This is a genomic window from Streptomyces sp. NBC_01477 (assembly GCF_036227245.1).
In the GTDB taxonomy this organism is placed as follows: Bacteria; Actinomycetota; Actinomycetes; order Streptomycetales; family Streptomycetaceae; genus Actinacidiphila.
The window spans coordinates 1,950,513-1,963,343 of record NZ_CP109445.1 but is presented as its reverse complement, the minus strand read 5'-3'; the positions used below and the strand labels follow the sequence as shown (position 1 = coordinate 1,963,343).

Genomic DNA, 12,831 nt, shown 5'->3' with positions numbered 1-12,831 from the left:
CCCCGCAGAAGCGTTTCGCCCCATTCGCTCCGTTCTACGGTGACCCCTGCTCCGACTTCTCGTCCAGGAAAGGGTTTCACCCGTGCGTATCCGTACGACCATTGCCGCCGCGGCCTGCGCGGTCGGCATCGCGCTGTCCTTCCCGGTGTCCGCCCACGCGGCGGACGGCCCGTTCTTCTACTCCTACGGCGGCGGCCGGGTCGGCGTCCTGGACAGCCCGCGCAACTGGTGGTGCATCACGCTGCCCGAGGTCGAGGACGAGAGTGTGCCGCCGGCCGACACCCCGTACAACGAGACCGACGCCACCGCCACCGTCTTCACCGGCGCGGACTGCACCGGCGACCACTTCACGCTGCGCGCCAACGGCGGCCACGCCTCTTCGCGCCTGAAGCTGCGGTCCGTCTTCTTCTCCGAGCCCGGCTAGCCGACCGGGGCGACGGCCGGTTCGCGGTCGAGCGCGATGCCGAAGTGCTCGCGGTAGGCGGCCAGGATCTCGCCGTCGCCCAACTCCCGCTCCTCCCGGCCGCCTTCGTGGTCGGTCACCACCAGCTTCCGCCCGCTGAGGGTCACCCGCCCGGTGCCGGTCAGCCGGGAGCAGACCAGCGACTGCCGGAAGGTCGAGGTCGGCGAGGTGCGCTGCCACCAGCAGGTCGCCTCGAAGTCGCCCAGCGCGCGCGGGCGTTGCTCAAGCCGGTAGACCGGGCTGCCGTCGTGCGAGACGTCCAGGTCGCCTTCCGCCGTCTCGGCGATACGGAAGACGCCGCCGGGCTCGTGCTGGTCCGCCCGGCTGCCGTAGTCGAGCGGATAGTGGCTGTGCCGCCCGAAGCCGATGTCCGCCAGCCACGGTCCGCCGCCGTCCGCCGTCGTGACCCGCAGCGCCAAGTGGTCGTACGGCGGCCCGAGCAGCCCGCCGTCGCCGAACACCCGGGCCGCCAGCAGGTCCACCCCGTAGCCGAGCGAGCGCAGCAAAGCGGCGAAGGCGCCGTTGAGTTCGTAGCAGAAGCCGCCGCGCTCGGCGCCGACGACCTTCTCGACCAGGGCGGTGTCCGTCAGGACGATGTCCTGGCCGAGGTGGATCGACAGGTTCTCGAACGGCACGGTCAGCAGGTGCCGGAGGTGGAGCGTACGCAGCGACTCCGCGTCGGCGGCGGTCGGTCGTGCGGCGCCGATACGGCGGAGGTAGGCGTCGGCCCGGGTGGAGTCCATACGACCTTTATCCCCGACCGGCGGCCCTGAGTCAGCTCCCGCCGACGCGGTGTTCATGAGCGCGCCGCAGCCTGGGACGTCGGAGACCAGGCCGCCACCAGTCCGAGCAGCCCAAAGAAGCACGTGTCGGGATCCGCGGTGCGGACATGGCTGCGCCGCTCCGGGCCGTACTGGCGCTGCCTGATGACGCCCGCATGGCGCAGGGCGCGGAAGTGGTGCGTGAGCGGGGACTTCGGCCGGTCGATGCCGAACCAGCCGCAGGGGCGGTCGAACTCCTCATGCTCCAGCAGGAGTTCGCGCACGATCGCCAGCCGCAGCGGATCGCTCAGCGCGCCGAGCACGACATCGATCAACCGACCACGGCCCAGACCAGTTTCCCGACGCCCTGGCGTGAACTGACCCCCCACCGCTGCTCCGTGAGCGCGTCGACGAGGGCGAGCCCCCGGCCGCCCTCGTCGTCGTCCGCGGGGCGCCGCCGCTGCGGCGGCCGGTCGTTGGCGTCGTGCACCTCGATGCGGATGGCGTGCTTCTGGCGCTCGTACCGCGTCTCGACCAGACGCCCCCGGGGTGCGCGGGCATGACGGACGGCGTTCGTCAGCAGCTCGGAGAGGACGATTTCCGCCGGGTCGGCGAGGTGGTCGAGGCCCCAGCCGCTGAGTGCCGCCCGCAGTTCGTGCCGCGCGCACCCCACGGAGTACGCGGTGAGCGGCCACCGGCTGACCACGCACCCGCCCTCCCCGACCTCGCTGCCCAGCATCTCCACGACGCGTCCCCTTTCCCCGCCCGGCACCCTCTGTGCCGATCCGCTCACAGCCTGACGTGGCCGGGGATAGCCTTGACAGGAGGCGCAGCCCTCCAACACGGCTGTCAACGAGGGGAGATTCGTGGTGGCGGATCCGACACGCAACAACGGCACGGACCCGAGGGTCATGTACGGCGAGGAGCTGCGAATCCGCCGCGAGGCCGCCGGGCTCACCCAACTGGCGCTCGGCGAGGCGGTGATCCTGTCGCCGTCGATGATCGCCCACATCGAGGCCGGCCGTCGCAAGCCGCGTCTTGACGACGCGAAACGCCTTGACCAGGCGCTCGGCACCGACGGCTTTTTCGTCCGGATGCGTCGGACGCTGGAAGACGCACGCTTCGCCCACCACTTCGCGACCATGAGAGAGCTGGAACGCCTGGCGACGGTCATCCAGTGCTACGGGTCGGCGCTGATCCCCGGCCTGTTGCAGACCGAGGCCTACGCGACCGCCGTACTGCGGGCAGGTCTCCCGAACCCGGCCGCGGGCAATGTGGAGCAGCGGGTAGCAGGCCGTCTGGAACGGGCGCAGATTCTGGAGGACCCCCAGAAGCCGGCCATGTGGGTTCTCCTGGACGAGCATGCGCTGCGGCGCTGTGTCGGCGGTCCTGCGGTCATGGCCGCACAGCTGCGCCACGTCGCCTCTTGTGTGCGCCGAGGGCGGCTCCGTTTCCACGTCCTCCCGTTCTCCGCAGGTGCACACGCGCTTTTGGAGAGCATGGTGGTCCTCATGTGGTTCACCGACGCTCCTCCCCTCGCGTACGTTGAGGGCCTGAACACGGGACGTGTTCTGGACGATCCAGCGGTCGTCGAGGCCTGCCGGGTGTCCTTCGATCTCGCTTTGGGGGACTCGCTGTCAGCGGCACAGTCCCTGGCCCTGCTTGAGGAAGTGGCGGAAGAATATGAACGGCATGGAGCACCACCTGAGCAAGGCCCGCTGGCGTAAGTCCAGCTACAGCGGCCCCAGCGCTGGCGACTGCGTCGAGGTCGCTGACGGCGTCCCGGGTGTCATGCCGGTGCGTGACAGCAAGGATCCGCAGGGTCCGGCCCTGGTCTTCCCGGCGGCGGCCTGGGTGGACTTCGTCGCCGATGTGAAGGCGGGCCGCTTCGCGGTGTGAGCCCGTCCTCGGATAAGGAGTATCGCGTCATGACCTCTCGGCACACTGCTGATGCGTCTGCGTTGACGACGTGGCGTAAGTCGAGTTACAGCGGCGGGGACAACGGCAGCTGCGTCGAGGTTGCTGACGGCGTCCCGGGTGTCATGCCGGTGCGTGACAGCAAGGATCCGCAGGGTCCGGCCCTGGTCTTCCCGGCGGCGGCCTGGGTGGACTTCGTCGCCGATGTGAAGGCGGGCCGCTTCGCGGTGTGAGCGGCCGGGTGGGCGTCAGCGGGGGACGTACCAGAGGCGGACCGACTTCGTGTCGCCGCTGGCCACCGTCGAGCCGTCGGGGCTGTAGACCACCGAGCGGGCCGTGCCGTACGCGCCGGTCCAGGTGGCACTGGGGCTTGCGGTGGCGACGTCCCACAGCGTGACCTTGCGCCGTGTGCTGCCGGTGGCCAGGGTCGTGCCGTCGGGGGCGAAGGCCAGGGACCTGATCCGGCCGCCGAGGCCGGGCCACGTGGGGATCGGGCGCTGGGTCGCGACCTCCCACATCCGGACCCCCGATGTGCCGCCGGCCGCGGCGAGCACCGTGCCGTCGGGGCTGAAGGCCACCGCGTGGACCCGCCCGGCGTTGGGCCAGGTGGCGAAGTTCTCGCCGGAAGCGACGTGCCACAGCCGTACGGCCTTGTCATTGCCGCCCGTGGCCAGCACCGTGCCGTCCGGGCTGAACGCCACCGTACGGACGCAGCCGGTGTGACCGGTCAGCGTGGTGGTGCCGCTGCCGGAGTCGACGTCCCACAGCCGGATGCCCCTGTCACCGCCCGCGCTGGCCAGCACGGTGCCGTCCGGGCTGAAGGCCAGCGCGCGGACCCAGCCGGTGTGGCCGGTCAGCCGCGTGGCGGAGGGACGCCCGGCGGAGATGTCCCACAGCCTGATGGCCTTGTCGTCACCGGCGCTGGCCAGCACGGTGCCGTCCGGGCTGAAGGCCAGCGCGCGGATCCAGTCGGTGTGGTCGCTCAGCTGCGCGCTGGCGGCGCGGTCGGTCGTGAGGTCCCACAGCCGGACGATGTTGTCGTCACCGGCGCTGGCCAGCAGGGTGCCGTCCGGGTTGAACGCCACGGCACGGACCACCTGGGTGTGCCCGTCGAGAACGACCGGTTCCGACCTGCGGTCGGCCGGGTGCCGTTCCGGCTCCCGCCGTGCCGGCGGCACCGCGTCGTGCGGCACGTCCACCAGGGCCAGCGCCTGGACCGGGCTCGGTCGCAGGTCCGGTTCCTTCTGGAGCAGCTGGGTGATCAGCGGGGTGAGCCGGCCGGAGCGCCGGGGCGGCGGCGCCTCGTCGTGCACCACCGAGGTCACGTCGTCCGGGGGGAAGGGCAGTTCGCCTTCGAGGGCCTGGTACAGCGTCACGCCCAGTGAGAAGAGGTCGCCCGCGCCGCCCGCCTCGGCGCCGCCCATCCGTTCCGGTGCGACGTAACCGGGCGTGCCGATCAGCACGCCGATCGAGGTCAGGGCGCTGTCGGTCCCCTCCGCCGTGATCCCGAAGTCCGTCAGCAGCACGTCCCCGTTGCTCGCGAGTATGACGCCGGCCGGTGTGATGTTCCGGTGGACGACGTCGGCCGTGTAGGCGGCGGCGAGGACTTTGAGCACGGCCCGTGCCACGTCGGCGGCCCGGCCCACCGTCAGCGGTCCGTGCGCGTCGAGGTGCTCCCGCAGCGAGCGCCCTTCGACCAGTTGCATGACCGTCCACGGCGTGTCGTCCTCCACGACGACGTCGTACACGGCGACGACGTGGGGATGGTCGCGCAGCCGCGCGGCGCCGCGGGCCTGTCGCGTGGTGCGGGCCAGCACCTCGGCCCTGTCGGCGTCGGCCGGCGCGGTGGGCAGCCGGAAGCGCTTGACCGCCACGTCGATCCGGAGGTGCTCGTCATGCGCCTGCCACACCTCGCCGGCCGCGTCCGCTCCGAGCTTCCCGGTCAGCCGGTACCGCCCGCCGACCACCCGCCCAGGCTCCATCCCCGCTGCCACGTTTCCCGATCCCCCCGACTCCGTTCCCGCCGCGATCGTCCGCGGACCAGCAGCGTAAGTACGCGACCGCGGACGGGCCGCGTCCGGCGGGTGTTTGTGACCATCACGCGACACACGCGCGCACGGGGTTCGGCCACCGTTCTTCCGGGCGCCATCTCCTGGCCGGCGGCGAGCGGCACGGATCCGCGGCGATGTCAGTGGTCGGCCGTAGGGTCGGAGGGGCAGGCGGACCCGTACGCGCACGGAGGCACCATGACCACGCTGGAGAACCGACCGGATACGGCGCTGCTCGTCATCGACGTGCAGAAGGGCGTCGTGGGGGAGGCGCACGACCGGGACGCCGTCGTGGCGAATGTCGCCGCCCTCGTCGACAAGGCACGGGCCGCGGGCGCGGCGGTCGTGTGGGTGCAGCACAACAGCGACGAGCTGGTCAGCGGCAGTGAGAGCTGGAGCTATGTGCCGGAGCTGGTGCGGGACGAGGCCGAGCCGCTGGTGCAGAAGGAGTACGCGGACTCCTTCGAGGCGACGGAGCTGGAGTCGGTGCTCGCCGGGCGCGGCATCGGGCGGCTGGTGGTCGCCGGCGCCCAGACCGACGAGTGCATCCGCGCGACGCTGCACGGGGCTTTCACCCGCGGCTATGACGTGACGCTGGTGCGGGACGCCCATACGACCGAGGACCTGACGTCGTTCGGCGCCCCGCCGCCGGACAAGGTCATCGCGCACACGAATCTCTACTGGCGTTATCACAAGGCCCCCGGCCGCACCGCCGGCACGGTCAGCACCGCCGACGTCGACTTCGGCCCGGCGGAGAAGCCCGCGGACGAGCCGGTGGAGTGAGCCGGGGGCGCTGACCGCCGGCGTCCGGCAGCGCGCGCCGCCACCGCGAGCCCGGCGGCATCGCTGCCGGGCCGACGTCCGTACCCGGCGCGGGTGTGCCGCCCGGCACCCGGCGCGGTGGACTCTCACAGCGCCGGGCGGGCTCCCGGTGCCGGGCGGGCCGCCTCGTAGGCGGTGCGGGCCGCGCGGGTGGCCGCGCGGCCGGAGACCTCGGCGACGGGGACGTCCCACCAGGCCTCGGCGGGCGGACCCTGGCGGGACGGGTCGGTCTCGACGTAGACGGCCGTCGCGCGCGGCGAGGTGCGGGCGGCGGCCAGCGCCGCACGCAGCTCCTTCGCGCTGCCCGGGGTGAAGACCTCAAGGCCGAGGCTGGCCGCGTTCGCCGCCAGGTCGACCGGGAGCGGGGCGCCGGTGAGGTCGCCGCCCGCGCCGGGGAAGCGGTAGGCGGTGCCGAAGCTCTCGGCGCCGACCTGGGCCGACAGACCGCCGATCGAGGCATAGCCGTGGTTCTGGACGATCACCAGGTTGACCGGGATGCCCTCCTGGACCGCGGTGACGATCTCGGTCGGCGCCATCAGGTACGTGCCGTCGCCGACCAGCGCGAAGACCTCGCGGTCGGGGGCCGCGAGCCGTACCCCGATCGCGGCCGGGATCTCGTAACCCATGCACGAATAGCCGTACTCGACGTGATACTGCTCGGGGTCGCGGGACCGCCACAGCTTGTGCAGGTCGCCCGGCAGCGACCCGGCCGCGTTGACCAGCACGTCCCGGTCGCCGAGCACCGCGTCCAGCGCGCCGATCACCTCGCACTGCGAGGGCGGCCATGGCCCGTCCCCGTCGCCGAAGGCCGCGTCCGTACGCGCCCGCCACTCGGCGACGGCGTACGTCCGCCGCGGCGCCCGGAAGTCCGCCAACTCGGCCGCCAGCGCGGCCAGTCCGGCCCTGGCGTCGCCGACCAGGGCGAGCCCCGACATCTTGTGGCCGTCGAAGGAGGCCGCGTTGAGATTCACGAAGCGCGCGTCCGGCGCGAAGAGCGAGCCGGACGCGGTCGTGAAGTCCGTCCAGCGGGTGCCGGCGCCCAGCACCACATCGGCCTCCCGCGCCGCCGCGTCCGCCGGGGCCGTACCGGTGTGGCCGATCGCGCCCAGCGCCTGCGGGTGGTCCCAGCGCAGCGACCCCTTCCCGGCCTGCGTCTCCGCCACCGGGATGCCGGTCGCGGCGGCGAACTCCGCGAGCACGGGGGCCGCTTCGGCGTGGCGGACACCGCCGCCCGCCACGATCAGCGGGCGCCGGGCCGACCGCAGCAGCGCGGCGCCCTCGGCGAGCGCCGCCGCGTCCGGCACCGGACGCCGTACGTGCCAGACCCGCTCCCCGAACAACTCGTCCGGCCAGTCGTGGGCCTCGGTCTGCACATCCTGCGGCAGTGCCAGGGTGACCGCGCCGGTGTCCACCGGGTCGGTCAGCACCCGCATCGCCTGGAGCAGCGAGGCGGGCAGCATCTCGGGCCGCCAGATCCGGTCGAAGTAGCGGGACACCGGACGCAGCGCGTCATTGACGGACACGTCGTAGGCCCACGGCACTTCGAGCTGCTGGAGCACCGGGTCGGCGGGCCGGGTCGCGAAGACGTCGCCCGGGAGCAGCAGCACCGGCATCCGGTTGACGGTCGCCAGGGCCGCGCCGGTGACCAGGTTCGTCGCGCCGGGGCCGATCGAGGTGGTGCAGGCCAGGGCGGAGAGCCGGTGCGTCATCCGGGCGTGGCCGACCGCCGCGTGCACCATCGCCTGCTCATTGCGGCCCTGGTGGAAGGGCATCGCCTCGGCGCCGGCCTCCAGCAGCGCCTGGCCGACGCCGGCGACATTGCCGTGCCCGAAGATGCCCCACATCCCGGCGACCGTCCGGTGCCGCACCCCGTCCCGCTCGGTGAACTGCACCGACAGGAAGCGGACCAGTGCCTGCGCGACGGTGAGCCTCATGAGCCGTCCTCCCGTGCCGGGGACTCGTACAACGGCAGCCGCGGATCCGGGTCCTGGCCCGCCCAGCTGTCCCGTACCCACGCGTGCGCCGGGTCGTCGCTGATCAGCCAGGACCGCGAAGGCCCCGGCCCCGCCATCACATTGAGGTAGTACATGTCGTACCCGGGCACCGCCATGCTCGGGCCGTGCCAGCCGTCCGGGATCAGCACGGCGTCGCCCGAGCGGACTTCGGCCAGCACATCGGTGCTGCCGCCCGGCGACGGATAGACCCGCTGGTAGCCGACCGCGGCCGGGCCGCCGGCCAGTTCGTAGTAGTAGATCTCTTCGAGCCGCGACTCGTGCGGCCCGGCCTCGTCGTGCTTGTGCGGCGGGAAGGACGACCAGTTGCCGCCGGGGGTCAGCACCTCCACCGCGATCAGCCGGTCGCACGCGAAGACGTCGGCGGCGGCGAAGTTGTTCACCTGGCGGCTCGCGCCGCCCGCGCCGCGCAGCTCCACCGGCACGCCGGACGCCGGGCCGTAGCGGGCCGGCAGCCGCCGCGAGCAGCGCGCCCCGGCCAGCGCGAAGCGCCCGCCCGCGGCGGACGCGATCACCGCGTGGGCGTCACGCGGCAGATACGCGAAGTCCGTCACCCCGGAGAAGACGTCGGCGCGGCCTTGCAGCGCGAAGGTCTCCCCGTCGGCCAGCACCGTGCACGCCCCCGCCAGCGGCAGCACGATCCACTCGCTGTCCCCGGTCCCGAACGCCCGCTGCCCGCCCGGCTCCAGGGTCAGCACCCGCAGCGCCGAATACGCCCAGCCCGCCGACGCCGGGTCGATCCACAGGTCGTGTCCTTCACGGGCGGTGCGGCCGGCGGGCAGATGCGTCATGGCAGGTCAACTCCCCGGCAGGCGTCCATGGTTCCCCCGTGGCCTTCGGCGGGGCGGCGCCTCACGAGCGCTCGACCCCGGTGCGCGGCGAAGGCGCCGCCCCGGGCCGCAGCAGCGCGTCGATCTCCGCGCGCGAGGGCATCGCGTCCGCGCACGCCAGCCGCGAGGCGACGATCGCGCCCGCCGCGTTCGCCGCCCGCAGCACCTGCGGCAGCGGGTCGCCCGCGATCAGGCCCGCGCACAGGGCGCCGCCGAAGGCGTCGCCCGCGCCGAGCCCGTTGACCACGGTCACCGGCACCGGCGGCGCCGCGCACCGCTCGCCCGCGGCGGTACGGGCCAGCGCGCCGGCCGGCCCCTGCTTGACCACCGCCGTGCGCACCCCGCGCTCCAGCAGCAGCCCGGCCGCCGTCTCCGGGTCCGCGCTGCCCACCGCGACCTCGACCTCGGCCCGATTGCCGACCGCGACCGTCGCGTACGACAGGGCGCGGGCGTAGAGCGCCGGGGCCTGCGCGGGGTCGGCCCAGAAGACGGGCCGCCAGTCCAGGTCGAACCAGACCTCGCCGCCCGCGCGCAGGTCGAGTGCGGCGAGGACCGTGGAGCGGGTCGGCTCGACGGCCAGCGCCGAGCCGGTGATCCACAGCGCCCGGGCGGTGCGCACCGCCGCCGCGACGGCGGGCACGTCCAGCAGGGCGGGGGTCAGGCACTCGTCGGGCGCGACGGGGCGGCGGTAGAAGTGGATCGGGAAGTCGTCGGGCGGGAAGAGCTCGCAGAAGGTCACCGGGGTCTGCGTCTCGGGCACCGTCGCGACGAGGCTCGCGTCCACGCCGAAGCCGGTGAGCGCGCTGCGCACGTAGTCGCCGAACGGATCGGGCCCCACCCCGCTGAGCACCGCCGTCCGCAGGCCCAGCCGGGCGCCCGCCACCGCGACATTCCCCGCGGTGCCGCCGAGGTAGCGCGCGAAGCTCCGCACCTCCGCGAGCCCGATCCCGCTCTGCTCGGGGTAGAGGTCCACCCCGACCCGCCCCAGCGTGACGACGTCGTACGGCCCGCCGGCCGTCACGGCCGCGCCGTCCACGCCAGCAGCCAGTCCAGGGAGGTCCGCACATCGGCCGACGGCCCCGCGCCCGGCGGCGGTTCCGACGCCAGCACGGTGTCCTGCTCCATCACGTACCAGCCGGGGTAGCGCGCGGATTCCAGCGCCGCCAGCAGCGCCGCCAGGTCGAGGTCGCCCTCGCCGAGCGGGCGGTAGAGGCCGGCGCCGGCCGCGGCGGTGTAGGCGGTGCGGCCGGTGCGTACCGCGGTCGCGGTCGGCGCGTGGACGTCCTTGAGGTGGACGTGGGCGACGCGGTCGGCGGCGCGCGCGGCGAGGGCGACCGGGTCGGTGCCGCCGATCAGCAGATGGCCGGTGTCCAGGCACAGGCCGATCCCGCTGCCGTCGAGCACCCGGTCGACCTCGCCGGGACCCTCGACCACCGTGCCGACGTGCGGGTGCAGCGCCGCGGTCGCGCCGAGGGAATCCGCGAGCGCGGCGATCTCGTCCAGCCGGGCCAGCAGGGTGCGCCAGCCCGCCGCGTCCACTTCCGGGCGTTCGTCATAGCCGTCGAGGCCGGTCGCCGCCGCCAGCACGAGCGTCCGGGCGCCGGCCGTGGTGAAGCGGTCCAGCGCGGCCCGTACGTCCGGCAGCGGGTCGTGGCCCGGCTCGTGCAGCACCGCGGGCACGAAGCCGCCCACCGCCGTGACACCGTACGAGGCGAGCAGCGGCCCCGGCAGGAAGCCGTCGGGGCCGAACTCGCTGGCCGTGATGCCCAGCCCCGTCATCTCCTCCAGCACCCGGTCGGGGGTCAACTGGTGCCCCCAGCCGGGCACTTCGCACACGCCCCAGGAGATCGGCGCCGCCGCGATCCGCTCCGGCCTCACGCCACCACTCCGTTCCGCTCGGTCCATCCGCCGCGCCCGCCGAGGCGGCAGGCCCGCGCCGCCGCCTCGACCTCGGCGACCGGCACCGGGCGCCGCTCGCGCCGGGAGACCTCGCACGCCTCGGCGACCAGCAGGGCGCGCAGCGCGTCCCGACCCTCGCAGGGATTGGCCTCGGTGCCGCGTGCGACGCGCAGGAAGACGTCCAGTTCGGCCCGGTAGGCGGAGCCGAAGCGGTCCAGGAAGCCCGGCCAGGGCGCCCGGGCCGGGGGAGCCGCGCCGGGCTCCACCGAGGCCAGCGGGGTGCGGTCGGTGACGCCGACCGCGACCTGGTCCTCGGTGCCGGTCAGCTCCATCCGGATGTCGTACCCGGCGGCGTTGTAGCGGGTCGCCGTCGCGGTGGCCAGCACCCCGCCCTCCAGGGTGAGCAGCACCGCCGCGGTGTCCGCGTCGCCCGCGGCCAGGAAGAAGTCGGCGCCGACATTCGCCCCCGCCGCGTAGACCTCGGTGACCGCCCGCCCGGTCACCCACCGCAGGATGTCGAAGTCGTGGATCAGGCAGTCCCGGTAGAGCCCGCCGGACAGCGGTACGTACGCGGGCGGCGGCGGCGCCGGGTCGGAACTGACGGTGCGCACGGTGTGCAGGCGGCCGAGCCGCCCTGCGGCGACCGCCTGCCGGGCGGCCAGGTAGCCGGGGTCGAAGCGGCGCTGGAAACCGATCTGCAGCACCGCGTCCGCCGCGCTCGCCGCGTCCAGCGCGGCGACGGTGCCCGCCAGGTCCAGCGCGATCGGCTTCTCGCAGAAGGCCGGCACCCCCGCCTGCGCCGCCCGGACGATCAGGCCCGCGTGCGCGGCGGTCGCCGAGGCGATCACCACCGCGTCGGGCCGGGCCGCGAAGAGCTGGTCCACCGGCAGCGCGCGGCCACCGTGCCGGGCCGCCACCTGCCGCGCGCGGGCCGGATCGGCGTCGGCGACCAGCAGTTCGCCGACATCGGGGTGCGCCCGCAGCGTCCCGGCGTGGAAGGCGCCGATCCGTCCGGCGCCGATGAGTCCGATCCGCATACCTGCTCCTGCCCCTTCCGAAGAGGAGACGTGATGGCTGACCGCGCCGTCCCAACCTCCCTCGCCACCCGCACCTGTGTCAACGCTTTGTCCGGACATAAGGACTTCCCGTCATGATGTCGTCCCGCTACGCTCCCAGCGTGCCCAAGCACGAGCCCGCACAGCTGCGGCTCGCCGTGGACCGGGCGAGCCCCGTACCGCTGTACTTCCAGCTGGCCCGCCAGCTGGAGACGGCCATCGAGGACGGTGCGCTCACCCCCGGCAGCCTGCTCGGCAACGAGATCGAGCTGGCCGCCAGGCTCGGCCTGTCCCGCCCCACCGTCCGGCAGGCCATCAGGCTGCTGGTCGACAAGGGCCTGCTGGTGCGCCGCCGGGGCGTCGGCACCCAGGTCGTGCACACCGGGGTGGCCCGCCCGCTGGAGCTGAGCAGCCTCTACGACGACCTCGCCGCCGCGGGCCTGCACCCCACCACCCGGGTGCTGCACAACACCCGCGGCCCCGCCCCCGCCGAGGTCGCCGCCGCGCTCGGGCTGCCGGAGTCCTGCCAGGTCACCGTGGTGCACCGGCTGCGGCTCAGCCGCGGCGAGCCGATGGCGTACCTGTGCAACTACCTGCCCTGCGACCTGTTCGACCTGCCCAGCGCCGAGCTGGAGACCAGCGGCCTGTACTCCCTGATGCGGCGGCACGGCGTCACCCTGCACAGCGCCCAGCAGAGCGTTGGAGCCAGGGCCGGCAGCCCGCAGGAGTGCGATCTGCTCGGCGAACCGGCGGGGGCCGCGCTGCTCACCATGCGCCGGGTCAGCTACGACGACCGCGGCCGGCCGGTCGAATACGGCGCCCATGTCTACCGGGCCTCGCGCTACACCTTCGAATTCCGGCTGCTGGTGCGCGGCTGAGCCGTATACCGCAGGCCGCGGGCCGCCCGCGGCCTCCCGGCGGCGGGGTCGCCGTACCCCTTGACGGATACTTGGCCCGCCGGGATGGTCGTCGCTCGAAGCTTTTCGCAGCACTCCCACCTCGGCTGCACCAGGAACGGTACGGA

Annotated in this window: 14 protein-coding genes and 1 pseudogene; 6 read left to right on the top strand and 9 right to left on the bottom strand. The window is 73.9% G+C overall.

Going from position 1 to position 12,831, the window contains the following annotated elements:
* Positions 1-82: 82 nt before the first annotated feature.
* Positions 83-424: a hypothetical protein gene (locus OHA86_RS07740; RefSeq protein ID WP_329173612.1), complete on the top strand. Its 342-nt coding sequence runs from the start codon at positions 83-85 to the stop codon at positions 422-424.
* On the opposite strand, the gene OHA86_RS07735 is transcribed toward OHA86_RS07740, so the two are convergent.
* The 3 genes and pseudogenes from OHA86_RS07735 to OHA86_RS07725 form a co-directional block, all read right to left on the bottom strand.
* Complete coding sequence (locus OHA86_RS07735; protein ID WP_329173611.1) at positions 421-1,206, bottom strand: arylamine N-acetyltransferase family protein; 786 nt, start codon at positions 1,204-1,206, stop codon at positions 421-423. The two genes, OHA86_RS07740 and OHA86_RS07735, sit on opposite strands and share 4 nt — an antisense overlap.
* 53 nt (positions 1,207-1,259) lie before the next feature.
* A pseudogene (locus OHA86_RS07730) lies at positions 1,260-1,556 on the bottom strand (ArsR/SmtB family transcription factor); the annotation flags it as partial.
* A complete protein-coding gene (locus tag OHA86_RS07725; protein WP_329182270.1) occupies positions 1,556-1,963 on the bottom strand; it encodes an ATP-binding protein in 408 nt (135 codons plus the stop codon). The pseudogene OHA86_RS07730 and the gene OHA86_RS07725, both read right to left, overlap by 1 nt.
* 130 nt (positions 1,964-2,093) lie before the next feature.
* Here OHA86_RS07725 and OHA86_RS07720 point away from each other — a divergent pair, with 130 nt between their 5' ends.
* Genes OHA86_RS07720 through OHA86_RS07710 form a run of 3 tightly spaced genes read left to right on the top strand, consistent with a single transcriptional unit; the run spans position 2,094 to position 3,374 of the window.
* Positions 2,094-2,951: a helix-turn-helix domain-containing protein gene (locus OHA86_RS07720; protein ID WP_443071660.1), complete on the top strand. Its 858-nt coding sequence runs from the start codon at positions 2,094-2,096 to the stop codon at positions 2,949-2,951.
* Entirely contained in the window at positions 2,917-3,123 is a 207-nt protein-coding gene (locus tag OHA86_RS07715) for a DUF397 domain-containing protein (protein WP_329173609.1), read from the top strand. Before OHA86_RS07720 ends, OHA86_RS07715 begins: the two co-directional genes overlap by 35 nt.
* A 29-nt stretch (positions 3,124-3,152) precedes the next feature.
* On the top strand, positions 3,153-3,374 hold the full coding sequence (locus OHA86_RS07710; RefSeq protein WP_329173608.1) for a DUF397 domain-containing protein: 222 nt from the start codon (positions 3,153-3,155) through the stop codon (positions 3,372-3,374).
* 15 nt (positions 3,375-3,389) lie between these two features.
* Here OHA86_RS07710 and OHA86_RS07705 read toward each other — a convergent pair whose 3' ends face one another.
* The gene (locus OHA86_RS07705; protein WP_329173607.1) at positions 3,390-5,135 is read right to left on the bottom strand and encodes a WD40 repeat domain-containing serine/threonine protein kinase; all 1,746 of its coding nucleotides are present in this window, start codon (positions 5,133-5,135) and stop codon (positions 3,390-3,392) included.
* A 252-nt stretch (positions 5,136-5,387) separates the two neighbouring features.
* Here OHA86_RS07705 and OHA86_RS07700 point away from each other — a divergent pair, with 252 nt between their 5' ends.
* Positions 5,388-5,972: an isochorismatase family protein gene (locus OHA86_RS07700; protein ID WP_329173606.1), complete on the top strand. Its 585-nt coding sequence runs from the start codon at positions 5,388-5,390 to the stop codon at positions 5,970-5,972.
* 125 nt (positions 5,973-6,097) lie between these two features.
* Here the strand turns inward: OHA86_RS07700 and iolD are convergent, their stop codons facing one another.
* The 5 genes from iolD to OHA86_RS07675 all read right to left on the bottom strand — a co-directional run bounded on the left by iolD (position 6,098) and on the right by OHA86_RS07675 (position 11,789).
* Positions 6,098-7,945, bottom strand: coding sequence for a 3D-(3,5/4)-trihydroxycyclohexane-1,2-dione acylhydrolase (decyclizing) (gene iolD, locus OHA86_RS07695; protein ID WP_329173604.1), 1,848 nt, complete (start codon positions 7,943-7,945; stop codon positions 6,098-6,100).
* On the bottom strand, positions 7,942-8,814 hold the full coding sequence (iolB, locus tag OHA86_RS07690) for a 5-deoxy-glucuronate isomerase (RefSeq protein WP_329173602.1): 873 nt from the start codon (positions 8,812-8,814) through the stop codon (positions 7,942-7,944). The genes iolD and iolB overlap by 4 nt, the downstream gene beginning before the upstream one ends.
* A gap of 61 nt (positions 8,815-8,875) precedes the next feature.
* Complete coding sequence (gene iolC / locus OHA86_RS07685; protein ID WP_329173601.1) at positions 8,876-9,889, bottom strand: 5-dehydro-2-deoxygluconokinase; 1,014 nt, start codon at positions 9,887-9,889, stop codon at positions 8,876-8,878.
* Complete coding sequence (locus tag OHA86_RS07680; RefSeq protein WP_329173598.1) at positions 9,871-10,731, bottom strand: TIM barrel protein; 861 nt, start codon at positions 10,729-10,731, stop codon at positions 9,871-9,873. Before OHA86_RS07680 ends, iolC begins: the two co-directional genes overlap by 19 nt.
* A complete protein-coding gene (locus OHA86_RS07675) occupies positions 10,728-11,789 on the bottom strand; it encodes a Gfo/Idh/MocA family protein (protein ID WP_329173596.1) in 1,062 nt (353 codons plus the stop codon). Before OHA86_RS07675 ends, OHA86_RS07680 begins: the two co-directional genes overlap by 4 nt.
* 116 nt (positions 11,790-11,905) lie before the next feature.
* Here OHA86_RS07675 and OHA86_RS07670 point away from each other — a divergent pair, with 116 nt between their 5' ends.
* Positions 11,906-12,685, top strand: a complete 780-nt coding sequence (locus tag OHA86_RS07670; RefSeq protein ID WP_443071975.1) for a GntR family transcriptional regulator — start codon at positions 11,906-11,908, stop codon at positions 12,683-12,685.
* Positions 12,686-12,831 lie beyond the last annotated feature (146 nt).

Coding starts and splice junctions, on each gene's coding strand:
- OHA86_RS07725 (WP_329182270.1), bottom strand. CDS start 1,963: ATGCTGGGCAGCGAGGTCGGGGAGGGCGGGTGCGTGGTCAGCCGGTGG.
- OHA86_RS07735 (WP_329173611.1), bottom strand. CDS start 1,206: ATGGACTCCACCCGGGCCGACGCCTACCTCCGCCGTATCGGCGCCGCA.
- OHA86_RS07675 (WP_329173596.1), bottom strand. CDS start 11,789: ATGCGGATCGGACTCATCGGCGCCGGACGGATCGGCGCCTTCCACGCC.
- OHA86_RS07700 (WP_329173606.1), top strand. CDS start 5,388: ATGACCACGCTGGAGAACCGACCGGATACGGCGCTGCTCGTCATCGAC.
- OHA86_RS07710 (WP_329173608.1), top strand. CDS start 3,153: ATGACCTCTCGGCACACTGCTGATGCGTCTGCGTTGACGACGTGGCGT.
- iolD (WP_329173604.1), bottom strand. CDS start 7,945: ATGAGGCTCACCGTCGCGCAGGCACTGGTCCGCTTCCTGTCGGTGCAG.
- OHA86_RS07670 (WP_443071975.1), top strand. CDS start 11,906: ATGTCGTCCCGCTACGCTCCCAGCGTGCCCAAGCACGAGCCCGCACAG.
- OHA86_RS07715 (WP_329173609.1), top strand. CDS start 2,917: ATGGAGCACCACCTGAGCAAGGCCCGCTGGCGTAAGTCCAGCTACAGC.
- iolB (WP_329173602.1), bottom strand. CDS start 8,814: ATGACGCATCTGCCCGCCGGCCGCACCGCCCGTGAAGGACACGACCTG.